Genomic DNA, 14,823 nt, shown 5'->3' with positions numbered 1-14,823 from the left:
ATTAATATAACTCTCCCTAATGTGGACAATGTTTTTCAGATGAATCTAGAGCCTTACATAATTTTTAAAGATGAAAAAGAAAATTTAATCGCAACATATGGAGATATTAAATATGAAGATATCTCGATGGAAGAAATGCCTCAAGATCTCATAAATGCATTGATTTCTTTAGAAGATAGGAGATTTTTTCACCATTTTGGAATAGATATATTTAGTATTTTTAGAGCGCTTTTTAAAAATTTATCATCTAAAAAAATTGTTGAAGGTGGAAGCACAATCACACAACAATTAGCAAAAAACTTATTACTTCATCAAAGTGGGAAAATACCAAAAAGATCCTATATAAGAAAAATAAGGGAAGCTATGTTAGCGCTAAAATTGGAAAGAAAATTTACAAAAAGAGAGATTGTTAATTTTTATCTAAATAGAGTTTACTTTGGCAGTAGAACTTATGGAATAAATGCTGCTTGTTGGAAATATTTTGGAAAATCAGTAAAAAATGCAACTTTATTCGAATGCGCATGCTTAGTTAGTTTGCTTCAAGCCCCTTCAAGATATGCATCTGATCAAGAAAAATTAAATATAAGAATAAACAGCGCTTTAAAGAATATGGTAGAGCAAGAATATATAACTAATGAGCAAAAAGAAGTTGCATTGCTAAATAAATCTCATTTAATGCATCAAACACATTATAGTTCTATATATTATTTTACAGACTGGATTGTTGGAAATCAAATACCAAGCTGGATTATAGACATGAAAGCAAATCTAGAAATTATTACAACTATAGATATAAATATGCAGCAGCATGCATATAAAACAATATTAGATACACATAGCAAAAATCAGCAAAAATGGAATGTTGAGCATATTTCTCTGATCGCTTCTGATCATCATGGTGCAATCAAATCTATGGTAGGAGGAGTCAGTTATTCTAGCGGTGGATTCAATAGAGCAACACAAGCAATGCGACAAACTGGATCTGCATTTAAGTTTTTTGTTTATCTTTCAGCGTTGAGAAATGGAATTAACCCAGAAACTCTTGTTGATGATTCATGTCCAAATATTAATGGATGGGCTCCAAGCAACTACTATCACAAAGAATCAGGGTTTTTGCCAATGAAAGAAGGGTTAATAAAATCTATAAATGGAATAACAGTTAGATTGGCTCATCATATAGGTATTGATGATATTATAGATCTTGCTCATGAATTAGAGCTATCAGATGACATACCTAATAATTTATCTGTATCGTTGGGCAGCTCAAGCGCAAGTTTATTAGAGCTAGTAAAAGCATTTGGAGTTGTCCCAAACAAAGGCAAGTATTTTCAATTATATGGAATCAAAAAAATAATAAATAAAGAAAATGATGAAGTATTATTTGAATCATCTCAAGAGTCATCAGATCAAGTTGTTGAAGAAGATACAGCAAGAGAAATGGGAGTTATTATGCAACAAATCATTTCTAGAGGGACGGGGAAAAGAATAAAACTTTCGTACCCAGCTGCTGGAAAAAGTGGATCGTCTCAAGAATATCGAGATTTTTGGTTTGTGGGATTCACCCCTAACCTTCTAATAGGAACTTGGTGCGGAAATGATGATTATTTAAAACCAATGAAACTAAATCCTGGACCAAATCCAAGCGTCATGGCATGGAGAGATTTTGCATTGAAAACAAACCCAACAGAAGAGGAAATAAAAGAGTGGAATGATTTTTTCAAAGATAATAAAAAATACAAAGTTGGATTTTTAGAGAAAAACAATTAATTCAATAAGAAATACAAAGTTAAGCTTTTGAAATATAGTTAGAATTCTTAGAATAATGATCATTATTTTCGTAGCATGATAAAGTATAAAATTGGATTTTTGGGAAATTAAAATTGGATTTTTGGGAAATTAATTATAATTAAAGGAGTGTAAATTTAATCAATTTGAAACGCATTTAGACAGATAACGCAATTAATTAATCTCTCTTCTAACTTAATAAAGTTATGATAGAATGCATAATGAATATAAACAAATTATTGCTATCAACTATAATCATGCAATCTATTGTTGCAGCGCCAGATAAAGTAATGCTTGATATGATGAAGGAAGACATAGAAGTATATCAAAAAGTTAGAGAAGAGAATGATAAGGATCGTGAAATTGTATCGGGAAATAGAGAGTTTGCTATTTCTTTTATGTTTGATCTAAAAGCGAAAAGCAAAGGTAAAGAAGTATCGTACTTAAAAGATAATATCAATAAAGACATTATGAATATTATTGTTTCTTTCTTAATTGGAAACGGTTTTTTCTATAGAATTGATCCAAGCAATCCATATTATGTAGAAAATGAAGATTATAAATTAAGCTATCCATTTGATTCATTGAAATACTATCTTGCAAAATACATTGATGTTAATAATTTTGAATACGTAGATCATGATGGCATATCTATGAGAAAAGGATACTTTGGCATGAAGTATATTTCTATGCATGATGATAAAATGAAAAGAGGTATGAGTAGTTTGACAGAGCTTAGTCTACCAGACAATCAAATCACTTCACTTGAACCAGGAGTATTTGCAGGATTGAGTAGTTTGACAAAGCTTTATCTATTGTGTAATAAAATCACTGAAATTAAACCAGGGGCATTTGCAGGATTGAGTAGTTTGACAAAGCTTGATCTATCAGGCAATCAAATCACTTCACTTGAATCAGGAGCATTTGCAGGATTAGGTAAGTTGAAAGAGCTTAATCTTAAAAGCAATGAAATCATTTCGATCGCAAAAGTAGCATTTGAAGAATTGAAAAGTTTGACAGCGCTTGATCTATCAAAAAATAAAATCACTTCACTTGAACCAGGGGCATTTGAAGGATTGAGTAGTTTGACAGAGCTTTTTCTGATAAGCAATAAAATCACTTCACTTGAACCAGGGGCATTTGAAGGATTGAGTAGTTTGATAAAGCTTGATCTATCAGACAATCAAATTGCTTCACTTGAACCAGGAGTATTTGAAGGATTGAGTAGTTTGACAAAGCTTGATCTATCATGGAATCAAATCACTTCACTTGAAAAAGTAGCATTTGCAGGATTGAGTAGTTTGACAGAGCTTTTTCTACCAGAAAATCAAATCACTTCAATTGAACCGGGAGTATTTGCAGGATTGAGTAGTTTGACAGAGCTTTTTCTACCAGAAAATCAAATCACTTCAATTGAACCGGGAGTATTTGCAGGATTAAGTAGTTTGACAGAGCTTAATCTATTAGGAAATAAAATCGCTGAAATTAAACCAGGAGCATTTGCAGGATTGAGTAGTTTGATAAAGCTTGATCTATCAGGAAATAAAATCACTTCAATTAAACTAAAATCATTTACAGGATTAAGTAGTTTGATAAAGCTTTATTTGCAAGAAAATCAAATACAAAGCATTGAAAAAAAAATATCTCAAATGAAAAATTTTAAAAATATGCAAGAGCTAAATATTATGTCTAACAACTTAGATGACAAAGTTAAACAAAGTTTGAAAAATATAAAAGACAAAGATACAAGTATTATAATTTTATATCAAGAAAGCAATTAATTGTATTTCTCTATAATGAATGATAATATTGAGCATGTCTTATCGTTCTTGGCCTATGCAAAATGCAAAAAAAATAATTGATGAAAGATCAAATGATAAATCGAAAATTGTTGTATTAAAAACTGGATATGGCCCTTCTGGATTACCTCATCTTGGAACAATTGCAGAAATAATCAGAACAAGAATGATTCAAAGAGCTTTAGAATTTCTAGGATGCAAAGGGAAAATTATCGTGTTTGTAGATAATATGGATGGATTCAGAAAAGTTCCTTCCAATCTTCCAAAACAAGAATTTTTACAGCAATTCTTAGGAATGCCATTATTCAAAGTTCCAGATGCATTTGATTGTTGTGACAATTTTGCAGATCATAACATAAATGAATTAAATAAACTAATTGAACAATTTGGATTAACAAAACATGTTGAAGTTGTGAAATCTAGTGATAAATATTTGCCTGGAGAATTCAACGAAGCTTTGCTGAAAACTTTGAAAAATCATGAAAAAATACTAAAAATCATGCTTCCAACTCTTGGAGAGGAAAGGCGAAAAACATACAGCCCTTTTCTTCCTATCTCACAAAAAAGTGGCAAGGTTTTGGAAGTTAAAATAGAGGAATATAAAGTTGATGAAGGTAAAATTACTTTTTATGATGAAGGCGAATTAGTTGAGTCTGAAGTAACTGATGGGAAATGTAAACTGCAATGGAAAGTGGATTGGGGAATGCAATGGCATGCATTAAAAGTTGATTATGAAATGTATGGAAAAGATTTGATAGATTCTTTTTCTGCTTCAAAACCAATATGCAAAGCATTAGGTTCAAAGGCTCCATTAAATATGGTTTATGAGCTTTTTCTTGATGGGGATAATAAAAAAATATCCAAATCCAAAGGAAATGGAGTTAGTTTGGAAGATTGGCTAAATTTCACTCCAATTGCCAGCATGAAGCATTTTTTGTTCTTGAATCCAGAGCGAGCAAAGCGATTAGACATTATGGATTTGCATAGATATGTTGATGCGTATTTGAAAGATTTAGATAGATATCATAAGCAAGTTGCAGAAAATGATGATAGAAGACATGATAACCCAATCTTTTTTGTTCATGAAAATGAAAGTAATTTGCCATCATCAACAAATTTGTCATATGCTCTACTGCTAAATCTTCAAAAAGGATTAAGAAGCCCTGATTATGATACATTTAGAAGTTTTATCATCAAGCAACATGGTCAATTAAATGACACAGAGGAAAAATTAGTTGAGTGTGTTTATAGATTTGCAGAGCACCATAAAACAGAATCAATTCCTGCTCCATCTTGGTTGAATAAATATTTTCAGAGATTTTTGGACAATATGCCTAATTTATCAAATGGACTTGATATGCAAACATATTTGTACGCATTAGGGAATGAAGCTGTAGAAAATAGAGATATAGAAGATCTGAAAGCTTGGTTTAAAATTATATATACTGTCTTATTTGGAGAAGAAACAGGTCCAAGATTAGGACCATTCTTCGAATTATATGGAAAAGAAGAAAGTATAAAATTAATTCAAAGCAAGATAAGCTAGTTAAATTATTTGCATAGAAAGAAATTTTTTATAAATTAATAAATTTACGACTTATTTGATTAAAATAAACACTAGAATTTACATTTTACAATCTAATTTTTAGATTTTTATATTCTTGTAAATGATTTCATTAAATAATTATTAGATTCATCATCTAGAGCATTGAAATCCAAATCAAGATTTGTTAAATTGCTAAATTTTTCAAATGATCCTGGTTCAATTGAAGTGATTTGATTTCCACTATAGTAGAATTGATTCAAGAGAGCTTAATCCCACAAATGTTCCTGGTTTAAGTGAGGTGGTTTTATTGGCCCTTAAGTCAATTTGTTTCAAACTATCCAACCCCACAAATACTCCTGGTTCAATTGAAGTGATTTGATTTCCATATAGTAGAATTGATTCAAGAGAGCTTAATCCTACAAATGTTCCTGGTTTAAGTGAGGTGGTTTTATTGGCCCTTAAGTCAATTTGTTTCAAACTATCCAACCCCACAAATGCTCCTGGTTCAATTGAAGTGATTTGATTTCCATATAGTAGAATTGATTCAAGAGAGCTTAATCCTACAAATGTTCCTGGTTTAAGTGAGGTGATGAACGCATTACGCAAATCAAGTTTTTCCAAACCTTTCATGCTTTCTTTTGTTTCATCATCATGCATAGAGATATACTTCATGCCAAAGTATTCTTTTTTCATAGATCTGCCATTATGATATACGTATTCAAAATTATTAACATCAATATAGCTTGCAAGACTATACTTCAATGCATCAAATGGATAGCTCAGCTTATATTCTTCGTTTTCTACATAATTTGGATCACTTGGGTCAATTCTATAGAAAAGATCTTTTCCTATCAAAAAAGAAATTGCATCTTTTGCATTATCTTCGCATATAATAATCTCTTCAGTTTTTGTTATGACCCCTCTTTCATCTTTTGTTTCTATTGCAACTTGTTTTTTGCTTGCACAAAACATAAATGGAAGAACACTCTTTCTGTTCAATGCAATAGCTTGATGATTTGCATCATTCTCTTCTCTAACTTTTTGATATACTTCTATGTCTTCCTTCATCATATCAATCATTACTTCATCTGGTGCTGCAACCATAGATTGCATAAGTATAGCTGATAGTAATATTTTATTTATATTCATACTGTATTATACCTATAATTTTGTTGTTTATAAATAATATAAACCATATTGTAAATTTATAAATTATGCAAAAAGAAAAATTGTAAATTAAATATTTCTATACATTATGATAAAACAGAAGAAAGTATGAATAATGCAACAATGCTTGACCTTTCATATAATCAAATTACTTCAACTAAATCAGAAATATTTGAAGGGTTGAATTTAGAAGCAATTGATCCGCATCATAACAAAATAACTTCATTCGAACTGAGAATGCTTATAAGAATTAAGCAGTTTGACAATACTTAATTTAGATCGAAACGCTATTAATGATAAATCTAAAAATTATTTAGAAGAACTAAGAAAGACATGTCCGCATATAATCTCATTCAAATTATATATTGCAAATCTCCAGGAATTATTTTATAAATTGAAAGTAAAATATTTTCTAAATAACATCAAAACATCTTTTTCATAATGTTGCATAATTTCGTTAAATCTACAATTATTGAATATATTTTAGAATAAATTCCAGATTAAAATTCATCATAAACCACTTAAAAACTACAATGCATTATATGAGTAGCATATTTATATTAAATTGTGTAAGCTTATGAAAAATTTTGCAATAAATTTCCTAGTTTTGATTTTTAATAAATTTAATTTGCTTGTATTGAAATTAATATTTCTACTCACTAATAAAAAATCATCACTGCATAGTGAATTGCTATTCTTATTGAAATTTAAACAATGGAATTATAAAATAAATTTACTGTTAAAGCTCAGCAATTACTTTATCAATAAAGCTAATTTTGTTATCTATATCTGATACAGAAACTAAAATTAAATTTTTTTGTAAGTTGGCTAACTTCTTCATGCTTTCAATAATATCAGCTACAATACGTTTTAATTCTTCAAAAAATTTTCCTTTTACTTCATCAGAATGATAAGAAAAGGAATCAATATCAACCTTATCTCCATATTTCTCATCAAATATAAGCGCAAGCTCTTTCTTAAAAGGAATCATAATTTCAGATATATCATGCATATCTTCATCTAATATTTTGCTATGCTCTCTTTTATCAATCAAGCCATTTTCATCTTTCATTTTTAATATTTTTTTAGATGTTTCTTCTGCTTTTTGCTCATAAGTAAATTTTAATAAAATATTTTCTAAATAACATAAAAACATATTTTCATACTGTTGTGTAATTTTTTCAAACTTTGCTTTTAGAGACAATTCATCATCAACTATGACAGTTTCTAGCATGCCCTGCTTACACATTTCTTCGATCCATGAATCATTCTTAGCAAGCACATTAATAACAGATTTGTTTCCATTAATTGTGAATAATTCTTTTGCATAAATTAATTTCTCATTCTCATCAGAGGAAATCATGCATTTTCTTACAACTTCACCATCAGTATCAGTGCATTTGAAAACACCCTCTTTTTTGCATACGCGTTTATACTTATGATTTTTTTCATTTATCATGGCAACGCCTTTTTTCAATAAGGACTTAATGAGCATTGATTCATTATAGCGCATCGCTTTAAAATATGTATCATTCAAATCATCAAATTTATTGGTAAGATCTATCATAGATAAGCAAAATTCCATGCAATCAAATTCATGAGATAAGGTGAATCCTAACCTATAATATTTAAAAGATTCACTGTTAATCATAGATTCTATATCAAATGGAGCTATATTATTAGCAAAAACAACTGATTTGTATTGAAGTTCTCTCAATGTATTCTCAACATACTTATAAAAATTATTAGATGAACCCATTTCCCCACTATTTTCTGGCAAATAATCAAAAATGACCAACTCAGCACAGCCAAGATCAGGCAAATCTATATTGCTATTTAGATTTCTTAAAACAATACTTCCATTCAGATTATGCAATTTATCAGACCAAGCTTTTATGAATTTTGCAATAAAAACTTTATCATCTGGAATAAGATTCATATTGCAAAAGACAGCTATATCTTTTCCATCTCCTTGAGATTCTTTTACAGTATTTTGAAATGGCTTTGGCTTTTCAAAAACAGAATTTACGCTGCTTAACATGCAAATCATAGATAAAATTATTTGTTTATATTTCATAGTAACTTTATTATAACAAATCTAAGCATATTTTCCACATTAAAGAATTGCATTGTTTTTTGACTGCATTAATTTAATCAAACACTTTCCTAAATCAAAGCAAAAATAAAAAATTAATGATTGTTTCATTCAATTTCTAAATTCATTAATATGATTTTTTAGTTTTTAAACAAATTTAAATAAATAATGTTTTAAATGTATAATAAATAGCAAATACCAACAGAATAAGTAGGATTTATACACAGTTTTGAGTTTTTAAATAAATAGTAAGTATAAATATAATTAAATAGAAATTTGCTATGCAACTATACATTAAAGTCATTAATATTTAAATATTTCTTGCCCTACCTTATAAATCACTGCAACATAAAAATTAAACATATAAATATTTATTAAACTATTGCTTTTTAAGCCACTTGAAAACCCATGCAAAACAAAAAATATTTGAATTAATTATTAGTAATATTTTGCAATTAAGAAATAACTATAATAAAATTTCCAAATAATAATTTGTCAATCATAACTATTGGTATATTTATTAATCATTAGAAGCGCTATTAATTATTGATATACATCATTTTGATTTTTGCAAATTGCATCTTTTTTAAATTATGTGCTTAATTATAAATTATTACATTGCTCATTAAGCAGAATTTTCTTCAATAACTACAATTTTATATCAATGCAATTTAAATATAATTCTAAATTTCTTTAGAATTTATATTTTACAAATAGATTCATTGCTAATTTATCTTGATTTCTATATTTTTCCAAACAATGTAATTTTATATTTTAAATGATTTAACAATATTGCATTTTGATATAATATTTCAAGTTTTAAATTTTATTTCACAACATTGTTTAATGAATTTTTTGATTTTATTTCTAATTATTTGCCATAAATGAATAAGCATATAATTTCTATATCAATACTATTATATGACTTATGTATCAGTATAATTTAAATGTAATTTTGATCTCTATCTGAAATCTTAATGAATAAATTGATTTTAAATTACTTCGACAATAAATTTGTCTATGAAATTGCTAATTCAGCAATCAAATTCATATTTATGAACTTTATCTGTTATTCGTCTATATCTTTTTTAGCGATATTTTTAATTATAAAGCTTTCAATTTGGTCTCCAATATGGAAATCAGTGAATCCTTCCATGATAATACCACATTCTTGGTTAGCTGGAATTTCAACTTTATCGTATTGTCTTTGCTTCAAGCTCAATATATCTCCAATGTAAATTTCTTTTCCATTCCTGATAACTCTTCCCTTTGTCTTGACCTTAATAATACCTTCTTCAACTCCACATCCTGCAATAGTTCCAATTTTCTTTTTAACAAAAATTTCTTTAATAACTGCAGTTCCAAGAATTTTCTCTTCTTCTGTTGGAGCGAGGATTCCTTCAGCCATACTTTTAACATAATCTATTAGCTCGTATATAACAGAAAATCTTTTGATTTTAATATTATGCTCTTTTGCCAAACCAGCAACTGAAGATGGAATATTAACTTTAAAGCATATAATAGTAGAATCACTTGTTTTAGCTAATAATACATCACTATCTGTTAAGGCTCCATTTCCTTTTCCTACAACATTAATATCAATGCTTTCGTACTCAATCTTTGATACAGCAGCAACAATTGCTTCCAAAGACCCCGCAACATCAGCTTTTACAATTAAGTTAATATTTTTCGCTTTTTCTTCATTGAAATATGCCAAGATATCGACCTCCTTCTTTTTAACAACAACTCTCTTCTTCAAATTTACTCTATATTCTGAAATCGATCTAGCTTCTTTTTCGCTATCAACTTCAATTAACAAATCTCCTGGACTTGGAACATCATTCAAACCCATAATTTCTACAGGAATAGAGGTAGTTGCAGATTTTGTTTTTTTATCATTTGGCAATGTCATATTTCTAATTTTTCCATATGTATCACCAACAATAAAGTGATCAGCGTAATCAAGCTTACCATTTTTAATCAAAACAGTTGCAACTGGACCTTTATGCCTATCTAATCTAGATTCAATCACAATACCACTTGCTTTGCACTTATTATTACCTCTTAACTCTAACATTTCTGCTTGCAATAACAACATCTCCAAAAGCTTGTCCAAGTTCTTGTTTTTCATTGCAGAAACTTCTACTTCTAGAATTTCTCCACTCATAGACTCCACAACTATGTTATGAATAAGTAATTTTTGCCTTATATTATCAATATTAGAATCTGGCTTATCAATTTTTGTGTAACAAACAATAAATGGAACCTTTGCATTCTGTATATGCTGAATAGCTTCTACTGTTTGATCTTTAATTCCGTCATCTGCAGCAATAACCAAAACAACTATATCAGTAATTTCAACTCCTCTAACTCTCATAGAGGTGAACGCTTCATGTCCAGGAGTGTCAACAAAAGTAACAAATTTATTCTCATTTAAGAATACTTGAGATGCACCAATTGCTTGAGTAATTCCGCCTGATTCCCCAGAAACTATATTTGTTTTTCTTAACGCATCAAGCAAGGATGTTTTTCCATGATCAACGTGACCAACTATTGTAACAATTGGACATCTAGGCTCATAATCATCTTCATTCCCTACATCTGGAATAATTTCCATATCTTTATTGGTCATAACTTCAGCTTTATGACCCATTTCTTCAACAATAATCAAAGCCATTTCAGGTTCTATAATATCAGATTTAGATAGATCAAGGCTTTCTAATTTTGCATGAAGAACATTCAACTTAACCGCCATTTGATTAGCAAGATTCATAGGATCGATTCCTTCAAAAGGAATTTCTACATTTCTTACTACAGCATCTTTAACTCTTTGTGAATTTCTAAATCTCTTGTTAAAGTACATGTTTGAATCAATTTCTATATCCTCAGCAGAATTAATCTTTCCAAGGAATTGATGAGAAAATCTCTCTTCAGATGGACCCTCTTCTTGTCTAAATCTATTTTGCTTTTTATCGCCATCCTGCTTGAAAAACTTCTTTTTAGTAGCAAACTTTCTTCCTTCGCTTGACTTGGACATAAAAGATGGAGCAAATGAAGAAAATGATTTCTGGAATGGCTTCTTATCAGATGGTATAAATGCTCTTCCTTTTGATAATTTGAAAGCATTTAATCTAGATTCAGAGCCAGGTCTAAATGATGGCCTGCTATCATCTTTTCTATGGAAATTGCCAGGCCTATTAAATCCGCCTCCACTATTGTTATTGAATCGATTTCCACCAAATCCGCCGCCTCCGCCGCTATTATTGAATCGATTTCCACCAAATCCATTTCCGCCGCCATTGTTGTTAAATCGATTTCCACCGAATCCGCCGCCATTGTTGTTAAATCTGTTTCCGCCAAATCCTCCGCCTCCGCTGCTGAATCTGTTATTTCCAGGACCAAATCTGCCTCCAGAATCAGGTCTATTTCTGTTAAATGATCCTTGAGATCTGTTTGGAGTATAAGTTCTGAATTCTGTTTTCTTCTCTCCTGTATTCAAGATTTTATTCAAAGGATTTAAGCTGCTGCCCATAGCTCCTTTCAATAAATCTCTTTTCATTTCAGTGACTTTTCCTATAGCTTCTTGATTAAAATTTACTTTTCTTGGAGGCCTATCATTTCCAACATAGCTTTTATTTCTATCTACCCTGTTTGAACTAGAATCATTTCGATTACCAACATACCCTCTTTCACCAGGACCAGTATAGCTTCTATTATTTCCAGGGCCAGCATAGTTATTATTACGAACATAGCTCCTATTTTCACTACCAATAGCAGAATAAGCTTTGCTTCTATCTATTCCAGCATAACTTTTCTGGCGATTAGAGTAATTTCTATTTTCACTAGTAGAAGAATTCTTGCTTTCGTTATTAACAGGACTCTTTCTAACAGGGCTCTTGTTTTCGCTGCTAGATTGGCTTCTGCTATCATTGTTAACATTAACCTCTTTCTTTGCGCTAAACGGAGAGCTAAATCTATTTATGCTATTTTCTCTAACTTTATTAAAGCTTTCTTCCAAAACTCTACTTCTATCTTGGGCATGAGAATTAAATCCTCCAGATTTCTTAGAGTCCGTCGTTCCCGATTTTGAGAATTTCTTTCTCACTTCAACGGTAACTTTGTTATTATTTCTATCTTTTACAGTATAGTTCATCTATCCAATCATCATAACTAAAAATAACAATAATCTAAAGACTTGTTTTTTGGCGTAAAAAAATATAGGCAATTTTCTCCTAAAATGCGCATATTGATTATAAATTTTAACAAATATATAATCCAAAGTATTTAAAGCAATATAAGAAATAATTATAAAATTACTTGAGATTCTTGTTTAAATAGAAATACACAGTTGCATTTGCATGAAAAAAGAAATAAACATAACAAAAATTTAAAATAATTCTCTTAATAGAGTAATTAATGCATAATTTATCAACTTGCAACATACTTTATATTATTTGCAAGCAATAAAAAATTATAATATAATACAAGATGAATATAAACAAATTATTGCTATCAACTATAATCATGCAATCTATTGTTGCAGCGCCAAGTGATCAAGATATTGCTATGATGAAGGAAGACATAGAAGTATATCAAAAAGTTAGAGAAGAGAATGATAAGGATCGTGAAATTGTATCGGGAAATAGAGAGTTTGCTATTTCTTTTATGTTTGATCTAAAAGCGAAAAGCAAGGGTAAAGAAGCATCGTACTTAAAAGATAATATTAATAAAGACATTATGAATATTATTGTCTCTTTCTTAGTAAAAAAAGGAGATTTCTATAAAATTAATCCAGATAATCCGTATTATTCTGAAAACATGTATAATTTGAATTATGAATTTGATTCATCAAGTTCATTGAAACACTGTCTTGCAAAATACATTGATGTTAATAATTTTGAATACGTAGATCATGATGGTAGATTTATAGAAAAAGCATACTTTTGCATAAGGTATATTTCTATGCATGATGACGAAGCTAAAGGAAGCATGAATAGTTTGGAAGTGCTTTATCTTCCACGCAGTTCAATCACTTCACTTGAACCAGGAATGTTTGAAGGATTGAGTGGCTTAGCAATACTTGATCTATCGTGTAATAAAATCACTTCACTTGAATCAGGGGCATTTGCAGGATTGAGTAGTTTGACAACGCTTAATCTATTAGGAAATCAAATCACTTCACTTGAACCAGGAGTATTTGCAGGATTGGGTAGTTTGACAAAGCTTGATATATCATGGAATCAAATCACTTCAATTAAGCCAGGAGCTTTTGAAGGATTGAATAGTTTGAAAAAGCTTGATATATCAGCCAATCAAATCACTTTACTTGAACAAGGAGTATTTGCAGGATTGAGTAGTTTGACAGAGCTTTTTCTGATAAGCAATAAAATCACTGAAATTAAACCAGAGGCATTTGAAGGATTGAGTAGTTTGACAGAGCTTTTTCTGATAAGCAATAAAATCACTGAAATTAAACCAGGGGCATTTGAAGGATTGAGTAGTTTGACAGAGCTTAGTCTACCAGACAATCAAATCACTTCAATTACAAGAGCATTTGCAGGATTGAGTAGTTTGACAGAGCTTGATCTATCAGACAATCAAATCACTTCACTTGAACCAGGAGCATTTGCAGGATTGAGTAGTTTGACAGAGCTTGGTCTATATAGAAATCAAATCACTTCACTTGAACCAGGAGTATTTGCAGAATTAAGTAGTTTGACAGAGCTTGGTCTATCAGGCAATCAAATCACTTCACTTGAACCAGGAGTATTTGCAGGATTAAGTAGTTTGACAGAGCTTAATCTATTAGGAAATAAAATCGCTGAAATTAAACCAGGAGCATTTGCAGGATTGAGTAGTTTGATAAAGCTTGATATATCAGAAAATCAAATTGCTTCAATTGAACCAGGAGTATTTGCAGGATTGAGTAGTTTTACAGAGCTTAATCTATATAGCAATAAAATCACTTCAGTTAAACCAGGAGTATTTGCAGGATTGAGTAGTTTGACAGAGCTTTTTCTATCAGAAAATCAAATCACTTCAATTGAACCGGGAGTATTTGCAGGATTGAGTAGTTTGAAAAAGCTTGATCTATCATGGAATCAAATCACTTCAATTGAACCAGGAGCATTTGCAGGATTGAGCAGCTTAACAGAGCTTTATCTATCGTATAATAAAATCACTTTACTTGAACAAGGAGCATTTGCAGGATTGAGTAGTGTGACAGACCTTGATCTATTAGGAAATCAAATCACTTCACTTGAAAAAGTAGCATTTGAAGGATTGAGCAGCTTACAAATACTTGAATTAAGCTATAATGCTTTAGATGAACAATCTAAGGATTGTTTGGAAGAGCTAAAAAAGATGCTCTCAAATATTGCAATCTCATCTTAATAGATATTTATTAAATCAAAATAAGTATGATATAATAC

General features: G+C 29.9%; 9 protein-coding genes. 5 read left to right on the top strand and 4 right to left on the bottom strand.

What is annotated here, in order from left to right:
• Positions 1 to 39 precede the first annotated feature (39 nt).
• The 3 genes from FZC35_RS01085 to lysS all read left to right on the top strand — a co-directional run bounded on the left by FZC35_RS01085 (position 40) and on the right by lysS (position 5,130).
• Positions 40 to 1,767: a transglycosylase domain-containing protein gene (locus FZC35_RS01085; RefSeq protein ID WP_172618993.1), complete on the top strand. Its 1,728-nt coding sequence runs from the start codon at positions 40 to 42 to the stop codon at positions 1,765 to 1,767.
• A gap of 239 nt (positions 1,768 to 2,006) precedes the next feature.
• On the top strand, positions 2,007 to 3,566 hold the full coding sequence (locus tag FZC35_RS01080; protein ID WP_172618992.1) for a leucine-rich repeat domain-containing protein: 1,560 nt from the start codon (positions 2,007 to 2,009) through the stop codon (positions 3,564 to 3,566).
• Positions 3,567 to 3,600: 34 nt separating this feature from the next.
• Positions 3,601 to 5,130, top strand: a complete 1,530-nt coding sequence (gene lysS / locus FZC35_RS01075; RefSeq protein ID WP_172618991.1) for a lysine--tRNA ligase — start codon at positions 3,601 to 3,603, stop codon at positions 5,128 to 5,130.
• Between the two features lie 107 nt (positions 5,131 to 5,237).
• On the opposite strand, the gene FZC35_RS02960 is transcribed toward lysS, so the two are convergent.
• The gene (locus FZC35_RS02960) at positions 5,238 to 5,390 is read right to left on the bottom strand and encodes a leucine-rich repeat domain-containing protein (protein WP_148980817.1); all 153 of its coding nucleotides are present in this window, start codon (positions 5,388 to 5,390) and stop codon (positions 5,238 to 5,240) included.
• Positions 5,371 to 6,279: a leucine-rich repeat domain-containing protein gene (locus FZC35_RS02955; RefSeq protein WP_148980816.1), complete on the bottom strand. Its 909-nt coding sequence runs from the start codon at positions 6,277 to 6,279 to the stop codon at positions 5,371 to 5,373. Before FZC35_RS02955 ends, FZC35_RS02960 begins: the two co-directional genes overlap by 20 nt.
• 126 nt (positions 6,280 to 6,405) lie before the next feature.
• On the opposite strand from FZC35_RS02955, the gene FZC35_RS01060 reads away from it, so the two are divergent.
• Entirely contained in the window at positions 6,406 to 6,570 is a 165-nt protein-coding gene (locus FZC35_RS01060; RefSeq protein ID WP_148980815.1) for a leucine-rich repeat domain-containing protein, read from the top strand.
• A gap of 466 nt (positions 6,571 to 7,036) precedes the next feature.
• Here FZC35_RS01060 and FZC35_RS01055 read toward each other — a convergent pair whose 3' ends face one another.
• On the bottom strand, positions 7,037 to 8,374 hold the full coding sequence (locus tag FZC35_RS01055) for a hypothetical protein (protein WP_172618990.1): 1,338 nt from the start codon (positions 8,372 to 8,374) through the stop codon (positions 7,037 to 7,039).
• 1,087 nt (positions 8,375 to 9,461) lie between these two features.
• Positions 9,462 to 12,545 (bottom strand): translation initiation factor IF-2, encoded by a 3,084-nt coding sequence (gene infB / locus FZC35_RS01050; protein WP_148980813.1) that lies wholly within the window; start codon positions 12,543 to 12,545, stop codon positions 9,462 to 9,464.
• A 335-nt stretch (positions 12,546 to 12,880) separates the two neighbouring features.
• On the opposite strand from infB, the gene FZC35_RS01045 reads away from it, so the two are divergent.
• Positions 12,881 to 14,785, top strand: a complete 1,905-nt coding sequence (locus tag FZC35_RS01045; RefSeq protein WP_148980812.1) for a leucine-rich repeat domain-containing protein — start codon at positions 12,881 to 12,883, stop codon at positions 14,783 to 14,785.
• Positions 14,786 to 14,823 lie beyond the last annotated feature (38 nt).

It is taken from the genome of Candidatus Cytomitobacter indipagum (genome assembly GCF_008189285.1).
GTDB classification, from domain to species: Bacteria; Pseudomonadota; Alphaproteobacteria; order CAJXXZ01; family 1604HC; genus Cytomitobacter; species Cytomitobacter indipagum.
The sequence above is the reverse complement of the archived record's forward strand: the minus strand, read 5'-3'. Positions and strand labels throughout refer to the sequence as shown.

Coding starts and splice junctions, on each gene's coding strand:
- FZC35_RS01085 (WP_172618993.1), top strand. CDS start 40: ATGAATCTAGAGCCTTACATAATTTTTAAAGATGAAAAAGAAAATTTA.
- FZC35_RS01080 (WP_172618992.1), top strand. CDS start 2,007: ATGAATATAAACAAATTATTGCTATCAACTATAATCATGCAATCTATT.
- lysS (WP_172618991.1), top strand. CDS start 3,601: ATGTCTTATCGTTCTTGGCCTATGCAAAATGCAAAAAAAATAATTGAT.
- FZC35_RS02955 (WP_148980816.1), bottom strand. CDS start 6,279: ATGAATATAAATAAAATATTACTATCAGCTATACTTATGCAATCTATG.
- FZC35_RS01060 (WP_148980815.1), top strand. CDS start 6,406: ATGAATAATGCAACAATGCTTGACCTTTCATATAATCAAATTACTTCA.
- FZC35_RS01055 (WP_172618990.1), bottom strand. CDS start 8,374: ATGAAATATAAACAAATAATTTTATCTATGATTTGCATGTTAAGCAGC.
- infB (WP_148980813.1), bottom strand. CDS start 12,545: ATGAACTATACTGTAAAAGATAGAAATAATAACAAAGTTACCGTTGAA.
- FZC35_RS01045 (WP_148980812.1), top strand. CDS start 12,881: ATGAATATAAACAAATTATTGCTATCAACTATAATCATGCAATCTATT.